This window comes from Leptolyngbya sp. GB1-A1, from assembly GCF_039962475.1.
Classification (GTDB): Bacteria; Cyanobacteriota; Cyanobacteriia; order Elainellales; family Elainellaceae; genus Leptolyngbya_A.
Genome location: NZ_JAMPLI010000003.1, coordinates 214,282 through 234,773, shown reverse-complemented (window position 1 = coordinate 234,773; position 20,492 = coordinate 214,282). Strand labels below are relative to the sequence as shown.

At 51.2% G+C, this 20,492-nt stretch carries 12 protein-coding genes; 7 read left to right on the top strand and 5 right to left on the bottom strand.

Annotated features, from left to right (window positions below):
- Nucleotides 1–81: 81 nt before the first annotated feature.
- Nucleotides 82–2,310 carry a photosystem I core protein PsaB gene (psaB, locus tag NDI45_RS04825; RefSeq protein ID WP_190792055.1) on the bottom strand — a complete coding sequence of 743 codons (2,229 nt, stop codon included), beginning with the start codon at nucleotides 2,308–2,310 and terminating at the stop codon, nucleotides 82–84.
- Nucleotides 2,311–2,518: 208 nt separating this feature from the next.
- A complete protein-coding gene (gene psaA, locus NDI45_RS04820; RefSeq protein WP_190792056.1) occupies nucleotides 2,519–4,786 on the bottom strand; it encodes a photosystem I core protein PsaA in 2,268 nt (755 codons plus the stop codon).
- Between the two features lie 837 nt (nucleotides 4,787–5,623).
- Between psaA and NDI45_RS04815 the strand changes: the two genes are divergently transcribed.
- The 4 genes from NDI45_RS04815 to NDI45_RS04800 all read left to right on the top strand — a co-directional run bounded on the left by NDI45_RS04815 (nucleotide 5,624) and on the right by NDI45_RS04800 (nucleotide 11,014).
- The gene (locus tag NDI45_RS04815) at nucleotides 5,624–6,571 is read left to right on the top strand and encodes an RluA family pseudouridine synthase (protein ID WP_348246651.1); all 948 of its coding nucleotides are present in this window, start codon (nucleotides 5,624–5,626) and stop codon (nucleotides 6,569–6,571) included.
- A 48-nt stretch (nucleotides 6,572–6,619) separates the two neighbouring features.
- A complete protein-coding gene (locus NDI45_RS04810; protein ID WP_348246650.1) occupies nucleotides 6,620–7,318 on the top strand; it encodes a sucrose-phosphate phosphatase in 699 nt (232 codons plus the stop codon).
- A 248-nt stretch (nucleotides 7,319–7,566) separates the two neighbouring features.
- Nucleotides 7,567–9,279 carry an ATP-binding protein gene (locus NDI45_RS04805; protein ID WP_348246649.1) on the top strand — a complete coding sequence of 571 codons (1,713 nt, stop codon included), beginning with the start codon at nucleotides 7,567–7,569 and terminating at the stop codon, nucleotides 9,277–9,279.
- A 727-nt stretch (nucleotides 9,280–10,006) separates the two neighbouring features.
- On the top strand, nucleotides 10,007–11,014 hold the full coding sequence (locus tag NDI45_RS04800; RefSeq protein ID WP_348246648.1) for an RNA polymerase sigma factor, RpoD/SigA family: 1,008 nt from the start codon (nucleotides 10,007–10,009) through the stop codon (nucleotides 11,012–11,014).
- A 216-nt stretch (nucleotides 11,015–11,230) separates the two neighbouring features.
- Here the strand turns inward: NDI45_RS04800 and NDI45_RS04795 are convergent, their stop codons facing one another.
- Nucleotides 11,231–13,960 carry a calcium-binding protein gene (locus NDI45_RS04795; RefSeq protein WP_348246647.1) on the bottom strand — a complete coding sequence of 910 codons (2,730 nt, stop codon included), beginning with the start codon at nucleotides 13,958–13,960 and terminating at the stop codon, nucleotides 11,231–11,233.
- A gap of 1,450 nt (nucleotides 13,961–15,410) precedes the next feature.
- On the opposite strand from NDI45_RS04795, the gene NDI45_RS04790 reads away from it, so the two are divergent.
- Nucleotides 15,411–15,863, top strand: coding sequence for a L,D-transpeptidase (locus NDI45_RS04790; protein ID WP_347277897.1), 453 nt, complete (start codon nucleotides 15,411–15,413; stop codon nucleotides 15,861–15,863).
- A gap of 43 nt (nucleotides 15,864–15,906) precedes the next feature.
- Here the strand turns inward: NDI45_RS04790 and NDI45_RS04785 are convergent, their stop codons facing one another.
- On the bottom strand, nucleotides 15,907–17,505 hold the full coding sequence (locus NDI45_RS04785) for an Hsp70 family protein (RefSeq protein ID WP_348246646.1): 1,599 nt from the start codon (nucleotides 17,503–17,505) through the stop codon (nucleotides 15,907–15,909).
- A 196-nt stretch (nucleotides 17,506–17,701) separates the two neighbouring features.
- Here NDI45_RS04785 and NDI45_RS04780 point away from each other — a divergent pair, with 196 nt between their 5' ends.
- Nucleotides 17,702–17,971, top strand: a complete 270-nt coding sequence (locus NDI45_RS04780) for a hypothetical protein (protein WP_190792961.1) — start codon at nucleotides 17,702–17,704, stop codon at nucleotides 17,969–17,971.
- Between the two features lie 92 nt (nucleotides 17,972–18,063).
- Here the strand turns inward: NDI45_RS04780 and NDI45_RS04775 are convergent, their stop codons facing one another.
- Nucleotides 18,064–18,801 carry a DUF3386 family protein gene (locus NDI45_RS04775; protein WP_190792960.1) on the bottom strand — a complete coding sequence of 246 codons (738 nt, stop codon included), beginning with the start codon at nucleotides 18,799–18,801 and terminating at the stop codon, nucleotides 18,064–18,066.
- A 282-nt stretch (nucleotides 18,802–19,083) separates the two neighbouring features.
- Between NDI45_RS04775 and NDI45_RS04770 the strand changes: the two genes are divergently transcribed.
- Nucleotides 19,084–20,178: a 2OG-Fe(II) oxygenase gene (locus NDI45_RS04770; protein ID WP_348246643.1), complete on the top strand. Its 1,095-nt coding sequence runs from the start codon at nucleotides 19,084–19,086 to the stop codon at nucleotides 20,176–20,178.
- The last annotated feature ends 314 nt before the right edge of the window (nucleotides 20,179–20,492 follow it).

The following is a 20,492-nucleotide window of genomic DNA, read 5'->3' as shown; positions in this document are numbered from 1 at the left end:
CGAATCCAACACACCCCACAAACAAAAATCCCCCACCCGAAGGTGAGGGACTCTATTATCTAACTAAGCTCGATCGCCCTATCAACCATACCTTGCGGCAGTCGATGCGATGAGGAAGGCAGCGTAGGTCAGGATGTAGCCAACCGTGAAGTGAGCTAAACCAACCAGACGACCCTGAACGATCGACAGTGCAACCGGCTTGTCCTTCCAGCGAAGCAGGTTCGCCAGCGGAGTGCGCTCATGCGCCCAAACGATCGTTTCGATCAGCTCTTGCCAGTAGCCTCTCCAGCTAATCAGGAACATGAAGCCCGTAGCCCAAACTAGGTGTCCAAAGAGGAACATCCAGCTCCAGACTGCCAACGAGTTCATGCCGTAGGGGTTGTAGCCGTTGATTAGCTGAGCAGAGTTCAGCCACAAGTAGTCACGCAGCCAGCCCATCAGGTAAGTCGAAGACTCGTTGAACTGAGCCACGTTGCCCTGCCATACACCGAGGTGCTTCCAGTGCCAGTAGAACGTCGTCCAGCCGATCGTGTTCAGCATCCAGAACATCGCGAGGTAGAACGCATCCCAGGCAGAGATGTCGCAAGTACCGCCACGACCCGGACCATCACAGGGGAAGCTGTAGCCGAAGTCTTTCTTGTCGGGCATCAGCTTCGAGCCGCGAGCATCCAGCGCACCCTTGACCAGAATCAAAGTGGTGGTGTGCAGACCCAGAGCGATCGCATGGTGAACCAGGAAGTCGCCAGGACCGATCGTCAGGAACAGCGAGTTCGTACCGCTGTTAATAGCATCCAACCAACCGGGCAACCAGGTATTCGCATGGTTGGGCCAAGCGGTGGAAGCAAGGCTATCAGGGTTAGACAGCAGCGTATCGAACCCATAGAGCAGTTTGCCGTGAGCCGCCTGAACGAACTGTGCGAACACAGGCTCGACCAGGATTTGCTTCTCAGGCGTACCGAAAGCTTGCATCACGTCGTTGTGAACATACAGACCCAGGGTGTGGAAGCCTAGGAACAGCGACACCCAGCTCAGGTGAGAGATGATTGCTTCTTTGTGGTTTAGAACACGATCGAGCACGTTACCCCGGTTTTGAGCCGGATCGTAATCCCGTACCCAGAAGATTGCACCATGAGCAAACGCACCAACCATCAGGAATCCAGCAATGTACTGGTGATGGGTATAGAGCGCAGCCTGCGTGGTGTAGTCCTTCGCCATGAAAGCGTAGGGCGGCAGGGAATACATGTGCTGAGCGACCAGAGAGGTGATGACACCCAAAGCTGCCAGAGCCAGACCAAGCTGGAAGTGCAGCGAGTTGTTAATGGTGTCATACAAGCCCTGGTGGGGCAGGTTGAACTGACCTTCGCTCTTTCTACTCGTCAGACCTGCTTTGGAATCCAGCATTTCTTTGATGCTATGACCGATACCAAAGTTAGTGCGATACATATGACCTGCCACGATGAACAGGACCGCGATCGCCAGGTGATGGTGAGCCATGTCCGTCAGCCACAAGGACTGAGTTTGCGGATGGAAGCCGCCCAGGAAGGTAAGGATTGCAGTACCCGCGCCTTCAGACGTACCGAAGACATGGTTAGCAGTATCTGCATTCTCGGCATACACGCCCCAGTTGCCAGTAAAGAAAGGAACTAAACCAGCAGGGTGGGGAGGGGTCGTCAGGAAGTTGTTCCAGCCAACGTGCTGACCGCGCGACTCAGGAATTGCCACGTGGATTAGGTGGCCTGCCCAAGCCAGAGAGCTAACCCCGAACAAACCAGCCAAGTGGTGGTTCAGGCGAGATTCAGCATTCTTAAACCAGGACAGCGACGGACGGAACTTTGGCTGAAGGTGGAGCCAGCCTGCGAACAGAAAGATCGCCGACAGCAGCATCAGGAACAGAGAACCCGCATAGAGTTCGCCGTTGGTCCGCATCCCGATCGTGTACCACCAGTGATAAACACCGGAATAAGCGATGTTGACAGGGTTAGACGCGCCTGCACGAGTGAAGGCGTCCACCGCAGCTTGACCGAAATGGGGGTCCCAAATCGCATGGGCGATCGGGCGCACATTGAGCGGATCTTTGACCCACTGTTCGAAGTTACCTTGCCAGGCGACGTGGAAGAGATTACCAGAAGTCCAGAGGAAGATGATTGCCAAATGACCAAAGTGGGAAGCGAAAATCTTTTGGTAAAGATTTTCTTCCGTCATGCCATCGTGGCTCTCAAAATCGTGGGCAGTGGCAATCCCATACCAGATCCGACGGGTAGTCGGGTCTTGAGCCAATCCCTGGCTAAATTTTGGGAATTTTGTTGCCATAAGTCCGAATTGATTTTCTTAATTAGCGATTAGCTTTTCGCCATCTAGCTTTGGCCCATCTGGACTGTAGACGATGGAGTTTGAACAATACGAAGGTTTAGAGCCTTTCAGATTCATTGAAGAATCCTATTAAATTCATAGCCTCGCTTAGAGTTCGCCCCCCATCGTTCGCATCCAGGGGTCTAGAGGAGAGACAGCTTAAGAATCACTAGCTACCACTAACAGCAATGATGCGAGCCAAGAAAAACGCCCAAGTCGTAACGATGCCGCCCAGCAGGTAATGAGCAACACCGACTGCCCGACCCTGAATAATGCTCAGAGCACGAGGCTGGATCGAAGGCGCAACTTTCAGCTTGTTATGTGCCCAAACGATCGACTCAATCAGTTCTTGCCAGTAGCCGCGACCACTGAACAGGAACATCAGACTGAACGCCCAGACGAAGTGTGCGCCCAGGAACAGCAGACCGTAAGCAGACAGCGCAGAACCGTAAGAACCAATCACTTGAGTTGCATGTGCCCACAGGAAGTCACGCAGCCATCCGTTGATGGTGATTGCACTCTGAGCAAAGTTGCCGCCCGTGATATGGGAAACCGTTCCATCTGGTGCGACCGTACCCCACACATCCGACTGCATCTTCCAGGAGAAGTGGAAAATAGCGATCGAAATAGAGTTGTACATCCAGAACAGACCGAGGAAGACGTGATCCCAACCAGAAACCTGGCAGGTGCCGCCCCGACCGGGACCGTCGCAAGGGAAGCGGAAGCCCAGATTCGCTTTGTCTGGAACCAGACGCGAACTACGAGCAAACAGCACGCCCTTCAAGAGAATCAGCACCGTCACGTGAATCGTGAAGGCATGGATATGGTGAACCATGAAGTCTGCCGTGCCCAGGGCGATCGGCATCATGGCAACCTTGCCGCCCACTGCAGCGATACCGCCGCCGAAGGCATAGCTCACAGGCTCTAGCTGGTTTGGTGCAGTTGCACCAGGAGCTAGCGTGTGGATGTTTTGAATCCACTGAGCAAACACGGGCTGGAGCTGAATCGCCGTATCCGAGAACATATCTTGGGGACGACCCAGAGCACGCATCGTGTCGTTGTGAATGTACAGACCGAAGCTATGGAAGCCCAGGAAAATACAAACCCAGTTGAGGTGAGAAATGATGGCATCCCGGTGACGGATGACGCGATCGAGCAAGTTATTCATGTTTCTTGCCGGATCGTAGTCACGCACCATAAAGATAGCCGCGTGTGCACCCGCACCGACAATGAAGAATGCTCCAATCCACATATGGTGGGTGAAGATCGAGAGCTGTGTCGGGTAATCCGTTGCAAGGTACGGATAGGGCGGCATCGAGTACATGTGCTGCGCCACGATAATCGTGAGCGAACCCAACATTGCCAGGTTAACAGCCAGTTGCGCGTGCCAAGAGGTGGTCAGGTTCTCATAGAGACCCTTGTGACCTTCGCCCGTAAACGGACCTTTGTGGTTCTCCAAGATTTCCCTGATGCTGTGACCAATGCCCCAGTTCGTACGGTACATATGACCCGCAATGATGAACAGGACTGCCAGAGCCAAGTGGTGGTGCGCCGTATCCGACAGCCATAGACCGCCAGTTACAGGGTTCAAGCCACCCTTGAAGGTAAGGAAATCAGCGTACTCACCCCAGTTCAGGGTAAAGAAGGGAGTCAGACCCTTCGAGAAACTGGGATAGAGATCCGACATCAAGCTGGAGTTGAGAATAAACTCATGAGGCAGGGGAATCTGATTCGGAGGAACCCCAGCATCCAGCATTTTGTTAATCGGCAGGGCAACGTGAATCTGGTGACCTGCCCAGGAGAGACAGCCCAGACCCAGCAAACCAGCCAGGTGGTGGTTCAGCATCGACTCCACATTCTGGAACCATTCCAGTTTCGGAGCGCGCTTGTGATAGTGGAACCAGCCTGCAAACAGCATCAGAGCAGCCGCTACCAGACCGCCGATCGCCGTTACATAGAGCTGAAATTCATTTGTAATCCCGGCAGCACGCCAGATTTGGAAAAATCCAGATGTGATTTGAATGCCGTGGAATCCACCGCCCACGTCACCGTTTAAAATCTCTTGACCAAAGATGGGCCAAACTACCTGAGCACTAGGCTTCACGTTCAGGGGGTCAGCCATCCAACCAGAGTAATTAGAGAATTTTGCGCCGTGGAAGAACATTCCACTGAGCCAGACGAACACTACAGCAAGGTGACCGAAGTGTGCGCTGAAGATTTTACGAGAAATATCTTCTAGGTCACTGGTATGGCTATCGAAATCGTGAGCGTCGGCATGAAGGTTCCAAATCCAGGTTGTGGTCTTGGGACCCTTAGCGAGGGTACGATCGAAATGACCCGGCTGTGCCCACTTCTCGAAGGAAGTTTTCACTGGATCTTTATCGACGACCACTCGCACCTGTTTGGTTGCCTCCCGCTCCCGTGGGGAAGTTGTCATTCGAGACTCTCCTCTCTAGACAAAGGAACGAGTTGAGCGACCAGCCCCCAAGCTGCCAAATGACAGCATCTCTCTTCGTAACATCAGCAGACAGGCACATAACCGACTTGGGTAGGAGCGTCGAAGCCAGAAATGACCCGTGCCTAGAAGAGGTGAACTGCAACCACACATTGAATATCAGCCCAATGAGCGATCCCAGTTCCATGGGGAGGTACTTGCAGCATTATAGAACTGGAATCTCACAGACTTTAAGCGAGGTTAACAATAATTCAAGATGTAGAAGCATTGATTTACCTACGTTCCGAGGGAGACCATCAGCAGATAATATGCGATTCATTGAGGAATCTTTACAAATTGAAATGTTCGATAAAAGTTATACAATCTTGCTGCGATCGTGCTACCCTACATCTTCATCTTGTAGAGGCTGAAATAGATGTTGGAAGCGAGAGAATAATCAGGATATTAAGTTAACCTCTAGGATTTTCTATTAATGCCATTGACGATCGAATTTCTTCGTTTTTCTTAATTGAATTATTAATATTAGAAAAGATTTGAGCAATATCCTACGGTTTGCATTGCTCCCCCTAGGACAGAGAAGCCGAGCTGTCGAAAGAATAGAAATAGGCAGGTTGACAGGTAAGCAAGCGAAAGAACTGCCGCTATTTCGATGAGAGATTGCCTCCACTTCCGAGAATTCTGACTTACCCTGTGAATCACAGTCTTTTCCCGAAGCGGTGATTCTAACGTATCCCATCAAAACCGTTGGGTTTTCAGACTTGCTCACGCTGCTAAGTCGTCACGCGATAATAAAAAGTAAAGCGTGCCTGATTTTAAAAATTGACTGAACTAATCTCTCTTCACGTTGACCACCCGACTGAACCCCGCCTCGATCGCTTCCTATCCGCACAGCTCCGTGATTTATCTCGATCGCGCATCCAGAAATTGATCGAAGACGGACAGGTTTGGATTAATGACAAGGTTTGTACTTCTAAGAAAGTCACTGTGCAGGAGGGCGATCGGATTGAGGTCAGCATTCCTGATGCAGAGCCACTTGACCTGGAGGCCGAGGACATTCCCCTCGACGTCCTTTACGAGGATGAGCATCTGCTGATTTTGAATAAGCCTGTGGATCTGGTGGTTCATCCTGCGCCTGGACACCAAGGTGGAACGCTAGTGAATGCACTCTTAGCTCATTGCGGCAATCAGCTTGCCGGAATTGGGGGGGTGCAGCGTCCGGGAATTGTGCATCGACTAGATAAGGATACGAGCGGAGCAATCGCGATCGCTAAAACTGACCTTGCCCATCAGCAGCTTCAGGAACAGTTCAAAACCAAGACGGCGCGGCGAGAATATCTGGGCGTGGTGTATGGCGCACCGGCAACTGTGAAGGGCACGATCGACGCACCAATTGGCAGGCATCCGATCGATCGCAAAAAGCAGGCAATTGTCCCTGAAGAGAAGGGTGGCAGACGAGCTATGACGCACTGGACGGTCGAGGAGCGGTTGGGCAACTTTACGCTGATGCGGTTTCAGCTTGAGACAGGACGGACGCATCAGATTCGGGTTCATAGCGCAGCCATTGGTCATCCGATCGTGGGCGATCCGCTTTATGGGTCAGGGCGATCAATCGGGGTCAATTTGCCAGGGCAGGCACTTCATGCCTATCGGCTAACGCTTCAGCATCCGGTGACGGGTAAGGCGATCGAGGTGACGGCTCCTGTACCGCCGCACATAACGAAATTGTTGGACATTTTACGACAACGGGCAGGAACAAGAAGGCAGTGAGAACGGTCGGAGGGTTGCTTTGAGGTGAATGAGAGGACAATCGCAACTGTGTCAAAGTTTTTGCTGGTAACAGATCTCGACAGCACCCTGGTTGGCGACAATGACGCGCTCCAGCGTCTGAACAGTTGGTTCAAACAACATCGCCAAACTTATGGCTCAAAATTGGTTTATGCTACCGGGCGATCGTTGAAGTCTTATGAGCGATTGATTTCTCACACTGCGCTGCCAGAACCCGATGTACTAATTGCTTCTGTCGGGACTGAAATTTATTATCCAGGCAACGAATTGGATGAAAACTGGTCTAGCCTGTCTTCCCAAAATTGGGATCGAGCAAGCATTGCAGTGGTCGTCGAACAGCTTTCCCAACTGGTTGCTCAGCCTGGAAGCGAACAGCGTCCCTTCAAGCTAAGCTTTGTGCTTGATGAAGAAGACGCCTCTGTTTTATCAGAACTGGAAGCTCAACTCATTGCTCAAGGACTGGAGGCTGAACTGATTTACAGTCATGGACATGACCTTGATATCGTGCCGCGTAAAATCAATAAGGGCAGTGCTGTTACCTATATTCGTCAAGCCTTTAAATTTACAGCAGAACAAACAGTAGTCTGTGGTGATTCTGGCAACGACATTGCCCTATTTGCCGCCAACCAGATTGGCATTATTGTTGGCAATGCGAGAAGGAAATTACTTCAGTGGCATCAGGATAATTTTGAGGGCAATGCGCAGCAGTTCCCCCTTAGCGGTCATTGATACTTAGCCCAAGCCCACTATGCTGCTGGAATTATCGAAGGGCTAAAATACTTTGGAATCATGCCCGCATGAAGGTGTGTTTGAAACGGCACAACCGTGTTTGAAACGGCGGAGTGGAGCCAACAATTCAAAGTCCCCCATTGAAAGTCCCCCACTGGTGGAGGATTTAGGGAGTTGCAAACCCTAGCCGACTTGCCTAAAACATGTGTATTCCTCGATAATAGAACGATCGTATTAGCGGGGTTGGCATGACCGCAGAAAATCCGCTGGGTTCGGTGATACAGGGTTCCTTGAGTCAGGGGCTAGAAGTGCGTTTGCATGCCGATGTCTCCGTTGAGGATATGCGGGTCGGGAAATTCCTGGTCGTGCAAGGGGTACGATCGCGCTTTTTCTGCATGCTGACGGACGTTGCCCTGGGAACTGCGACACAGCGAATCTTGGCGAACCCGCCCGATCCAGCGAATACGTTTTTGCAAGAAGTGCTGGCAGGAACCGGAACCTACGGCACGATCAACCTGTCGCCGATGCTAATGTTTACACCGAAGGCAGAAAGCGAGCCTCGTAGAACGAAGACGCGATCGAAAGCCTCAGACTCCCTTGCTTCCTACGAAGCGAATACGAATGATGTGGAGCTGCTGCCCGTTAAAACCATTCCGGCTCACTTTAGTCAGGTCTACGACGCATCGGAGCGGGACTTTCGGGCGGTGTTCGGCTGGGAGGATGATCCCCATCGGCGGAATTTTGCGATCGGGGAACCGATCGATATGAATGTGCCAATCTGCCTGGATCTCGATCGATTCGTGGAGCGGAGTAACGGGGTGTTTGGTAAGTCGGGGACAGGAAAATCTTTCCTAACGAGACTATTGCTGTCTGGAATTATTCGCAGACGAGCCGCAGTGAATCTCATCTTTGATATGCACTCGGAGTACGGCTGGGAAGCCACGCGAGAAGGCAAGCAGTTCAGCACCGTAAAAGGCTTGCGTCAGCTTTTCCCAAGCCAAGTGCAGATCTATACATTAGATGTAGAGTCCACGCGACGGCGGGGTGTGCGCGATGCCCAAGAGCTTTACATTAGCTATGACCAGATTGATGTCGAAGATCTAATGCTGGTGCGGGGCGAACTAAATCTGTCCGAGGCCAGCCTGGAAAACGCGATTATTCTTCGCAATGAGTTTGGCAAAGCCTGGATCAGCCGTTTGCTGTCGATGAGCAATGAGGAAATTCAAGAATTTTGCGAAGTCAAGATGGGCAGCAAGTCCTCGATCATGGCACTTCAGCGCAAGCTGACCCGTCTGGATGATTTGAAGTATCTGCGGCAAACTTGCCCCAAAAACTATGTCGGTCAAATTCTTGAATCGCTCGATGCCGGAAAGCACGTTGTAATTGAGTTCGGCTCTCAGTCCAACCTGCTCTCTTATATGCTGGCAACAAACGTAATTGCCCGCCGGATTCACCATGCCTACGTCCACAAAGCCGAAAAATTCCTGCAAACCAAAAACCCGATCGATCGCCCTCAACCTCTAGTCATCACGATCGAAGAAGCGCATCGTTTTTTGGATTCAGCAACCGTCCGCCAAACCATTTTTGGCACGATCGCCCGCGAGATGCGGAAATACTTTGTGACGTTGTTGGTGGTGGATCAGCGGCCGTCGGGGATTGATAACGAGGTGATGTCTCAGGTAGGAACGCGGATTACCGCACTATTAAATGATGAGAAAGATATCGAAGCGATTTTCACAGGGGTATCCGGTGGACAGGCGTTGCGATCGGTTCTTGCGAAACTGGACTCGAAGCAGCAAGCACTGATTCTCGGTCATGCTGTACCGATGCCCGTTGTGATTCGGACTCGCCCCTACGACGAAACCTTTTATGCCCAGATTGGCGAAACGCCTTGGGAAGACCTGCCCGAAACCGAAATTCTCCAAGCCGCAGAAGCTGCAAAAGCCGATCTAGGATTTTAGGAACCAAGCAACTATACTTGAGACTCGATCGCCTCAAAGGGAAACTGCTTCGCATCGCCCTTAAAGCCCTGCCATGCACTCGTATTCCAGGACAAGGTACGGTTTTCTGCCTCGGTAAGCCGTACCCCTAAGGAAGGAGAGAAGGTGCATTATAAAGATTGAGGGCATTTGTTTATCTATGGTTTATGAGGTTGGCTAAGTTGGGATTTTGAATTGCTCAGAGTGCGCTGTAGGCAAGGCAAATGCTACAATTTTTACCCCTTGTTTATTCCCTCTTCAAGTTCATCCAGTCGGATGAATCCTCCTCCCTTTACCTAGCGTTAAATTTGTATTACTATCTTAGTTAGACAAACTCATAATGACTTCGGGCTAGGACTTGTGAAGTTCTGCCCTGATTGTTACCCCTCCGTTTCTTACTTTCCACTGTATGAGCATTTCTCAGGCTGTGAGCTAGCATTTTAGACTCACGAGGATTAGAGACAATCCTGCTTTGAGGTTTACCTGCTAATTGCCCTTCACCTGCGACAAAGCGACCCTAGCCGTTTTTATTTCGTTTACTCGCACTTCACCGGGTCTGAGGCGATCCCATAGGGACTAGCAAAGCTGCCCATTTCATTCACCTTTCCTTTACTGTTCATTCGCCGTCAGTATTCGGAAACCCTCGGTTTCCCAGAGATCGTATTCCTTTTATTTCGTTTGCAGCACTGTTGTTGGAGTTCAACGATTCATGGCATTTGTAGAAGAGAACGAAGTCAAGTCCCCTAAAGAGAAAGCGGACAAGTCCATGTTTTCGGCAGACATGGTTCGGACCTATCTGCACGAAATTGGGCGAGTACCTCTGCTGACTCACGAGCAAGAGATTGTGTATGGTAAGCAAGTCCAGCAGATGATGAATCTCCTGGAAGCCAAAGAGAAGCAAACCAAGAAGCTGGGATACGAGCCAACCGATGCTGAGTGGGCTGCCTACGCCAAGGTTAGCGAAGACGAGCTGCGGAAGACCCTGCGCCTCGGTCAGCGTGCTAAGCAGAAGATGATCGAAGCCAACCTGCGTCTGGTCGTGGCGATCGCTAAGAAGTATCAGAAGCGTAACCTGGAGTTTCTAGACCTGATCCAGGAAGGCACGCTGGGGTTAGAGCGCGGCGTCGAGAAGTTTGATCCCACTCGCGGCTACAAATTCTCGACCTATGCGTACTGGTGGATTCGTCAGGCGATCACTCGCGCCATTGCTCAGCAAGCCCGCACAATTCGTCTGCCGATTCACATTACCGAGAAGCTGAACAAGATCAAGAAAGTCCAGCGTGAGCTGACCCAGTCCCTTGGTCGCAGCCCGAATCCGGCAGAGATCGCCGAAGCCCTGGAGTTGGAGCCTTCTCAAATTCGCGAGTATCTGCTGATGTCGCGTCAGCCTGTTTCCCTTGAACTGCGCGTGGGCGATAACCAGGACACCGAGTTGCAGGACTTGCTCGAAGATGAGAGCGAGAGTGCTTCGCCAGAGAGCTTTGCGACTGCGGAATCCTTGCGGCAAGACCTGGAAGGAATGCTCTCTGAGCTAACCCCTCAGCAGCGCGAGGTTCTGACCCTGCGGTTTGGTTTGTCGGACGGCAATGAACTGTCTTTGGCAAAGGTCGGGCAGCGCATGAATATCAGTCGGGAGCGCGTCAGGCAGCTTGAGCGTCAGGCTCTCGATCACCTGCGTCGTCGTAAGGCGAATGTGCGCGGTTATCTTGCCAGTTAAGGTTGACTGTGTTTTCGATCGTCCGGAACACGGAGATCGATCGTTATTATCTGTAGAGTGAGTTGGGGGCGGTTCATCCGCCCTTTTTGCTTAGCTATTTTCATCCAGGCAGAGGGCTTAAGTATGGCGGGATAGCGGGATGAAGGCTGCCATCTAGCCCCTGCATTACCCCACCCCTAAATTCTTCCTGAATCGGGGAACTTTGAATCCGTTGAGCTAAGCGAAATAGCGGGAAACATCCAGCGTTTCAGCACCTGCGTCTCCGATCGCCAGTCGCGTTCCGGTCACATCAATCAGCAAATCCTGCCCCAGATTCAAACTGGGTTTTGCGCTGTTTACGGCAAGATAGGTCTGATTCGACGATCGAAATAAAACAGCTTCCCCCGCTTGAAGCACTTGATTGCCAGACTGCACAATATTTTTGTCTCGAAACGCAGCCCGCATTGCTGCAATCACGCCCTGTTTTGAAGGCAAATTAATGACGCCTGCATTAAATAGCGCAGTGGGTCGCTTGATCGCAAGCTTGTGGTCATCGTCGAGCTGAATTGCCTCGGTTCCTGCCATGAGATGATCGCTCTCCATCCTGCCTGTGAGCCTGTCCTCCAACCCAAGCAAACGATCGCCGCCCGATATATCAAGACTCTGATTGTCCTGAGAGCGATGTCTAGGCTGATAGTTAGCGTGCAGTTCTATATTGCCTGGCGCTTTTAAGGCTCTCGTTTGAGCGCGACTGAGATCGATCGAATCGTTGGGATCAAAGCGTCCGTTGATTCTTATAAAGTCGCTGTCGCTAAGCACAGGCTTACCGGAAATAACGGCGAATCGTCCACCTATACCGAATCCCGGTGCTTTGCCGTTGGGGTTATAGAACAGGTTGCCTGTGGCTCGGCTGTAGGTTATTTGAGCATCGCGAGTCGCAGCATTAGCATCGGTAGCGGCGATCGAAAACCGAGTTCCGGCAGCAAAGGTATAGCGGCTGAGTGCAATCTTGTCCCCCGGCTGAAAGTTGAGCGTATCGACGCCAAGATTGGCAGACTCAGAGGGAGCCCAGCTATCAAACACATAGGCATCGCTACCAGCGTCTCCACTCAGCTGGTCATTGCCCGCCCCGCCCGTTAGCAGGTCATTCTCATTACCGCCCTTGATCGAGTCACTGCCTGGCCCTCCGGCAAGGCGATCGGCTCCCGCATTACCTTCCATTGCATCATTGCCATCTCCTCCATGCAGACGATCAGCTCCTGCGCCGCCCTTGATCGAGTCACTGCCTGCGCCGCCCAGGAAGATGTCATTGTACTCTGTGCCTACAAGCGAGTTGTCGGCTGCGGTGCTACGCTCATAAAGTCCAATTCGCGTTGAAGAACCTCCTGCGTTCCACCAGGGCGCGTTGTTTGCCATAAAGGTTTCTAGCGCTTTGTACTTGGGCGAACTGGCTTGATCCAGATTCTCCAGAGCACCCCAGCTTCCCCACCGATTGGGTGCGCCGATGTCGCTGTACTGGTTAAATTGGGTGCCCCCGGCAGCCCTCCAGCCATTTAAAAGATCTTGATAAATCGCCTGCATCTCTGGGTGACGGTTCAGCTCAATAAAGAAGTTGGTAAGCTGCGCGTCATTTTGTACCCCATTGATGCCGACAATGTGCTGTCCACCCTCGTAGGCAACAAGCTGTAGCCCGTGTTGCTTTGCCACATCTGCCTGATAGCGAAAGCTGTCGATCGTTTGTTGAATCGAGTCTTTGCTAGGAAGTGAATTACCCTGGCGCAACTGCTGAAAGGCCTTGCTAAATCCACCATCGGGATCACTAAGCCACGATCGCACCGTACTTGCATGGTCGGGTTGACCCAGAGAACCGCCGAAGTAGCCTGTCACTGCGTAGGCATCAAATGATTGATAAACAGGCTGCTGTCCCTCTGCAATCCAAGCAGGCGGATTGAGAATGGCAGCCTCTAGCCCTTTCCAGCCTGTGTGCGTAGCAATCACCCTAACCAGCCGACTCGGACTTTCGCTGCTATAAACCGACTTCCAGATATCTGCGGTTTGCGCTGCCCGCATTCCGTACCACTGCATCCAGCCGCCCCAGCCTGCTGGACTTTCGCCCCATCGCTGTTTTGCCTGGGCTTCGGCATAGCCCGCCTGAGAAAACTGCCAATTCCAAACTTCGTTGGAGTATTCCACGTATGCCTTGAGCTTTGGATCAAGATGATCGCGCACATAAGTTGCAAAACGGCGAATATAGTCATCTGTTGCGCTGTGGGGCATATTGAACCAGGGATTGGTTCCCGTTTCGTTGGCAAGCTGCACCATTAGCTCGATCGGAACTCCCTTGCGCGACCAAGTTGCATCGCTCATCAGGGGGCGATTTGACCAGTCCTGCTGCCGCGAGTTGTTTGTGGACATCCAATCCATGTAGCGGAGCATGCCGAAATTCTTGATGCGATCGAGAAACTCAGGATTAAAGCGCATTCCCAGCTCAACCAGCGGCAGATCTTTCTCGCTATAAACACGAATATTGCGAAGATAGTCGCCCGTTTGATTGGGGTCTGTTGCCATAATTTGCAGATGAATGCCGCCTGCCTTAAGGCTATCTGCCTGAACCAGATCCATTCCTGGGCTCGAACTTAGCTTGCTGGCATCCAAGCCGTACTGCATCGTTCCAGTACCGTCATACAGCACACGATACTGCCCTGACTCATAAGGCACATCCCAAAGCATCAGGGTACTGACGCGATCGTAAGCTGCCGGAGCATTCGTTGCCGGAACTGATTGCACCCAGCCTTGAGGATCAAGATTTAGCTGAGCCGCTTCTCCGGTGTCCCATTGAGTGGAGCTTTGCGGAATCCAGGCGCGAGCAGATTTAAACGCATCTAGAAAAGGAATCTGCGTTGAAAAATCAGCAATTCCACTTAGCCCAATTCCCAGAGAGCGCGCCTCTGTAATTGATGTAGACATGGTAAAATTCGTTCCAAGTAGTAAGCAAAGATCGACTGAGGTTCGACACGGTAAAACCTGCTGCTACAGGTGTGCCAGCCTCAGTTTTTATTTGGGGTAAAGCCCTCAGGTTAAACTCAGCCTGAATGAGCGATCGAATCGGTAGATTTGAAAAGCCAAGCACATGGCTGATTAGCACCCTGCCCTTGCTAAGTCAAGCAGGAATGCCTTCTGTGCAAACTTCGGCAAATTTAACCAGAAATTTAACCAGACAGATCAGCGCGTAAAGACAAGTCAGCGCGTCAAAAAGTAGCCATTCTTAGAACTACTCTGTTACAGCAAAGGTGCAGAAAAAATTTCAAAACAGCGGTAGTGAGTTGTATTTAGGCAGGCTTTCTCAACAAAACAACGAACCGAGAAATGGCGTTGCCTGGACACGATCGAACTGTTTGAAAAACACTTTGAACTCACCAATTGAATACATGAGACAGACAAGAATCAGCTCTCGGCTCATTGCGAACTGCGGCAATGCAATCAACTGCGAAACATAAGCTTTAGAAAAAGCTGAAATATTCTGATTTTAGGCAGCATCGCTCAGGGTAGATGAACTGAGCAAATTCAACAGATCTGCCACTGTGCTTAATGCACTTACCGACTATGCACTCGCTTACACTCACTCGACACGCACTGATGCACTCATTTCGCTCAACAAAACAACAGGCACTCCTCAAATCCGGAACTGGGCAACTTCCGCGGTTTTGCGTTTAGGTTTTTGTAGTTTACAAAGATGGTCTAACTTTGGTCTTGCGTTAGTTCATCTATGGCTTACCTGGGATTAGGACAGGATTCAACGGAACACACTAACTTTAGGATGAAGTTGCGATGAAGATAATCCGTAAATTCAACCAAATTTGTTGAGCTTGTTCATCGTCCCCTGCAGAAGTGTACCTGTCGAGATAGGGATTTAGGAAAACAAACAAACTAATGATTTCAGATTGAAAATTCCAATGATTTCCTCGTTAATGTCCGTAACCTCGCAGTTGATTTATTGAAGTCATTGCTCTTTTTGTAGGTTGCAGCAACCAATCTGGAATCCAGGTCACAGCCCTTGTAGTGATCCTGAAGTGCGACGATCGCTCAAAAGGGCATCTATCTGTTCAGCGGATCTACCAGGGATTGACAGGACAAATCCTTCTTCGCTTCACAAATTCTTTGCATTATCAGGTCATTCCCCCGATCATTGCAGTCCTGGTTTACAAGTTTGCAAATTTTCAGTAAACAGAGTTTATTCTTAAACCATAGGCATCATCTCAGGAGGCGTTTTGTCATGGTTTGGCAGAATGGCAGACCGTTGCAGGTTTGGATTGCTTCGTCGGTCAAGGTGCATCCCTGGGTTCGATCGTTAGCTCAAAGGCAAAAAACCGTTAGCATCGCAGCCAGCATTCTGATGGTGAGCGGTGCGATCGCCCTGATGCCGATTTCCCCGATCGAAAAACTGCCGGGTATCGCTCCTCTTCCCGCACAGGCACACACGCCGATCGCCCAGGAAATTGCTGCCCTCAAGCGATCGAATGTGGGCTGGATCGAAGTTAATCTATCGCGTCAGCGGCTCATTGCCTGGGAAGGACGCACGCCCGTTTATGCCGTAGTTGTTTCCACCGGAACCGCAGCGCATCCCACATTACCGGGAGTGTTTGCAATTCAATCCAGACATCGGCAAACCCGGATGCAGGGCGACGACTACGACATTCCCGATGTGCCCTACACCCTGTACTACGACGGCAGCTATGCCATTCACGGCGCATACTGGCATCGTCGCTTTGGCACTCCGGTCAGCCACGGCTGCGTCAACGTCGCGGTCAATCATGCTCAATGGCTATTTCACTGGGCAAGGATAGGAACCCCTGTAGTCGTGCATCGCTAACCCCCTCACCTCGTCTTCCTTTCATCCCCTCATTCCCTCACCCCTAACTCAACTGCACCACCGGACGATCATCCACCAAAGTCTGAGTCGTCAGAATATCCTCAACTGTAATTCGCAAAAATCGCGCCTCGTCTACGCGAAACAGCACCTTGACCCGATCGCTTCCCGGATATCCGGGAGGAGCTAGTTGGGCAATCGTGCGGGCACTGTCTTGATCGTTAAGGGGTTTCACGGTTGGTTTGCCGCCGCTGACGGCGCGAGTGACAAGTCGATCGCCATCAAAAAAGACTTCGGTTGCGCCTGTTTCCTGTCCCAGTTCGCCGATCACCAGCTCAATGCTGGGCTGATTTTCGATCGAGGCTCCCAGAAAAAGTTCAACGGGCTGCTCCATGGGGTAGGGTTGTCCCTGTTTGATTAAAGGATGCCAGCCGTGGCAGTTGTTGCGCCGATCCCAAAAGCGGATGCCATAGCTGTGATAAAGGTAGTCCTTCACCTCCATGCCCTGCTGAAGCTGAAGCGCGCCCAGGGCGATCGCCTCAAACGGTTTATCCGATCGATTTTTTTCTGGCGGAAAGTACTGCTCGACCCAGGCTTTTACGGCGGGAATTTGGGCTGTGCCGCCCACTAGCAAAACTGCGTCAATTTCTTCGAGGATCAAACCCTGTCGCTGTGCCTGCTGCAAAACCTGGTTCATCGACTGGTCGAGGCGATCGAAAAAGCCCTGCTCTTGCAAAATTTGCTCGAATCGATCGCGGCTCAGGTGCAGCTCGTAGCTGTCGAACGTTTCATCATTGAAGTAAACCTCGGTTGCCTCGGGCTGCTGAGAAAGCTGAATCTTGAGTCGCTCCGCCAATCGCAGCGTTAAAGGACTAGCGGCAATTTCCTGAGTCTGCGTGAAATAATCAACAATCCAGTTATCCAGATCTGCCCCGCCCAGACTCTGCCCTGCTTTCGCTAAAACCCGCGCCAGTTTCGGACGCTGCGCCGACTCTTCGAGCACCTTTTGTCCCCACTTCAGCAGAAAACCGAGCGGCTTCTTGTCGGGGTTGCGCTTGTCACCTTCGAGCCGCACCAGGGAAAGATCGAGCGTGCCGCCGCCAAAGTCGATGACCAGAACCGTGCCCTGATTTTGCAAACCGTAGCCCAGCGCTGCCGCTGTTGGCTCATCGAGAATGCGAACCTGCTCGACCTTGAGGGTATGACACACCTGCGTCAGCCATAGCCGATATGTCTCAAAGCTATCCACCGGAACCGTAAACACGATCGAATCCAGATTAGGATCGACCTGCTGCAAGTGCTGAATTACATCGCTCAGAAACCATTGCCCCACCTGCTCAAAGGTGACAATGCGCCCGTCGAGCTCTGGTAGAAATCCCTGAATGTCTGCGCCGATGCCGCGCTTGAAGTTGCGAAAAAACCGCGAATCGCTGCTCAAATCTAAACCCCGATCGCGCACTGCCTGTCCTGCAATCAGCTTGCTTTGACTGGCATCTTCGACATAAAGCAGACTGGGAATCAAAGGCGGATTATTTGCTAGACGCTGGGAGCGTTCCGGCAGGGTCAGCGTTTCAGGCTGCTGCGTCACCGGGTTCCAGCGCACGACCACCGTATTACTTGTGCCAAAATCGATCGCGTAAACCATACTTTCCGGGCGTTAGTTCCTTCTCTATTCTTTAAGGGAAAAGGGCGATCGAGAAAAGAGGCAGACGAGGGAATTGTCGGTTTTATTGAACTTGATCTTATTTACCCTGAATGGGTTTCTTTCGATAGATTAGGAGAGGAATTTCTCTGCGATCGTCAAAGAATTGTTAAGAGCATTACAAACAGGAGCAAGCGCAATGCCGGATGATGCAGATCCAAAAAACAGGTTTCTCTACTCCCGCAGCCGCTACCGGGGAGAATTTACGCCGCAGCATCTTGTCTTTAACGCCAATCTTCAGGAGTTTGCCCAGCGCATTGAGTATCTATGCAACCTGGAAACCAATGGCAAAATTTCTCCGGGTGAAGCGTATGAAGAAATCAGGAAGCTGTACAAGCAGCTTAAGCAGAGCAAAAAAGCCCTGGACATTCCAGACCCGCCTGACCAGGGCGGCACTCCTGATCAGTAATTGATCAGTAATTGGATCGTTAGTCGAGTGACGGTGATCGGTGGTCAAACATCAGCTAGATTTCAGGCAGCTAGATTTCAGGCAGCTAGATTTCAGGTATCGAGTTTGAGCTGGTTAAACTCTACCACCGTATCCGGCAGCAGCTTATTCACCGATCGCTCCTCTATGCCCGATCGAATTTCTCGCTTGCTCAGCAGATAGTAGTCGCCCACTTTTTGATAGCTGTCGCGAATATCGTCTCGCTCGATGACTGACCCGGATTCGGCATCGCGAAAAACTACCTGAAAGTGAGTGGGAAGATAGCCTTCGGTAGTTTGCATCGAGTCGATCGTATTCACCTCAACCTTTAGATCGCCCAGCGTACGGTTCACCTGAACAATCTGCTGATCCTTCACTTTGTAGTAAGAGTCGGTCTGGTCGCCCAGTTCTTCGATTCTGACGGCTCCGGTTTCGTCCTGTCCGGTTTGCTCAAACTGGCTGTGTGCATGAAACTGCTCGAAGGGCGATCGGGTCAAGTGCGTGGCAGTCATTTGAAGTTGGGCGGCGACAATTTGCCGCAGATTATCACTGCCAGAATTCTGCACCGTTACAGCATAGTTGGGCAGTAAATGTGCTTCTCCCTCAAACTGCTCCTCGCCGTCCCGCATTTTCACCTGTGCCGAATAGCCGGGAAACGTCTCATTCCAGGTATAGCGATGTCCATAAGCTTCTCGAAAAATGGCTTCAGCAGAAGCTCCATCTGCAAAAGCGGGCAAGCTCCAGCCCAGCAGCACCCACAAAAACCCAACGCTCCAGACCAGGACTTGCCGAGTGAAAGATTGCAGATTCATAGGCGATCGACTCCTGGAAAATCTCTTTTGCAATAAATATCTAGCTAATTTAGCCTAATCGTCTGAGTCAAACACTTATCCTTTTATAGAGTTTCTGGTTTAGGGATTGGTTCATAGCAGAGTGGGGCGATTGTCCTTGTGCTACTAGTCTTTGTGCTACTAGTCTTTGTGCTACTAAAAGATGTTCTGGTTTCGATCGCCGCATCATTTGTAGTGGAGTATGGATTTGATGAATCGCCCGATCACCTATCCCAAACATTAAAATGACGAAGAATGCGATCGATGAACTCTCTTAACGCGATGCCTACCCTCACTGCTGGCGATCATGCTCCCTGGTTTGTATTGCCCTCCCATGCCGATGTGTTGATGGGCGGGTATCGATCGGTGCTGTTCTTTTTCGGTGGCACAGCGCAAAATCCGCAAATTCAGCAGGTATTAACCGGATTAGCGGCAGCGCAAAATCAGCTTGCGGCGGCAGGATTTTCCTTTTTTGGCGTGAGCATTGACCCACGCGACAAAGAGCTAGAGGGTCGAATTCAAACGAACGATAAATTCCGATTACTCTGGGATTTTCAGGGCGATCTCAGTATGCGCTATGGGGTTTTAGGCAGCGACAAAAACGGCATTACCTATGATCCGACATCCTTTATATTGGATGAGAATTTGCGCGTGGTGCAGGTGATTCCCCTGGTAACGAACAAAAACCACGTCGCCCAAATTTTGCAGGCAGTTCAGACTCTACCGCCGATCGCTTCCCCCCAGCTTGCTCAACGTCACGCGCCTGTCTTGCAAATTCCCCAGGTGTTCTCACCCAATTTTTGCCGTCATTTGATCCAGCTTTATGAAGCAGATGGCGGGACAGATTCGGGATTTATGCAGCAGGATGGGGAAAAGACGGCGATCGTTATGAATCCCCAAGTCAAACGGCGACGCGATCTGATCCTGACGGATGCTGCCCTACAAAGTCATATTAATTCGCTGATTTGGCGACGAATTCAGCCGGAAATTGAGAAAGCCTTTCAGTTTAAAGTGACCCGCTACGAACGATACACCGTCGCCTGCTACGAAGCGGGAAATCAAGGCTTTTTTCGCGCCCACCGGGACAATACAACAATGGGTTCCGCGCACCGACGCTTTGCCATGACGCTGAATCTCAACACAGGCGAATACGAAGGCGGCAGTCTCCACTTTCCCGAATACAGCACTGCACAATACAGTCCGGGCATCGGGGATGCACTGATTTTTTCCTGTTCACTGCTGCATGAGGCAACTCCAGTGACCAAAGGACGGCGATTTGTGCTGCTTTCTTTCTTCTTTAACGACGAAGATGCCAAATTGAGAGAGCAGACCCAGAAGCAAATTATGCGAGAAGGGTAGGGTCTAGTTCTTTATGCTGGAATGTCAGGCTGCGCTCGCTCTGAATTGCACGATCGCGGCAGCATCAAAACGCTTACACGAGCAGCAGTACCTTCGATCGCAGGGCATCTCTAAGGAAAGTTGATCAAAAGACTAAAGATCAAAAGACTAAAAAGGGGCACTGTTGCCCCAAAATCTACTTTCTACCAATACCCTCTAGCAAAAGGTAGGTGAAAACGCTTTACTGATTGCGTATGATTCGTTCTAAGCGATACGGATAGCTCGGACAAATAAACCAGGAGTGAAGTTGCGTTTAGCGTTAACTGTCCAAGCCC

What these genes read in the sequence shown, in the direction of transcription:
- psaB (WP_190792055.1), bottom strand. Translation starts at nt 2,310, where the DNA reads ATGGCAACAAAATTCCCAAAATTTAGCCAGGGATTGGCTCAAGACCCG.
- psaA (WP_190792056.1), bottom strand. Translation starts at nt 4,786, where the DNA reads ATGACAACTTCCCCACGGGAGCGGGAGGCAACCAAACAGGTGCGAGTG.
- NDI45_RS04805 (WP_348246649.1), top strand. Translation starts at nt 7,567, where the DNA reads ATGACCGCAGAAAATCCGCTGGGTTCGGTGATACAGGGTTCCTTGAGT.
- NDI45_RS04800 (WP_348246648.1), top strand. Translation starts at nt 10,007, where the DNA reads ATGGCATTTGTAGAAGAGAACGAAGTCAAGTCCCCTAAAGAGAAAGCG.
- NDI45_RS04795 (WP_348246647.1), bottom strand. Translation starts at nt 13,960, where the DNA reads ATGTCTACATCAATTACAGAGGCGCGCTCTCTGGGAATTGGGCTAAGT.
- NDI45_RS04790 (WP_347277897.1), top strand. Translation starts at nt 15,411, where the DNA reads ATGCCGATTTCCCCGATCGAAAAACTGCCGGGTATCGCTCCTCTTCCC.
- NDI45_RS04785 (WP_348246646.1), bottom strand. Translation starts at nt 17,505, where the DNA reads ATGGTTTACGCGATCGATTTTGGCACAAGTAATACGGTGGTCGTGCGC.
- NDI45_RS04780 (WP_190792961.1), top strand. Translation starts at nt 17,702, where the DNA reads ATGCCGGATGATGCAGATCCAAAAAACAGGTTTCTCTACTCCCGCAGC.
- NDI45_RS04775 (WP_190792960.1), bottom strand. Translation starts at nt 18,801, where the DNA reads ATGAATCTGCAATCTTTCACTCGGCAAGTCCTGGTCTGGAGCGTTGGG.
- NDI45_RS04770 (WP_348246643.1), top strand. Translation starts at nt 19,084, where the DNA reads ATGAACTCTCTTAACGCGATGCCTACCCTCACTGCTGGCGATCATGCT.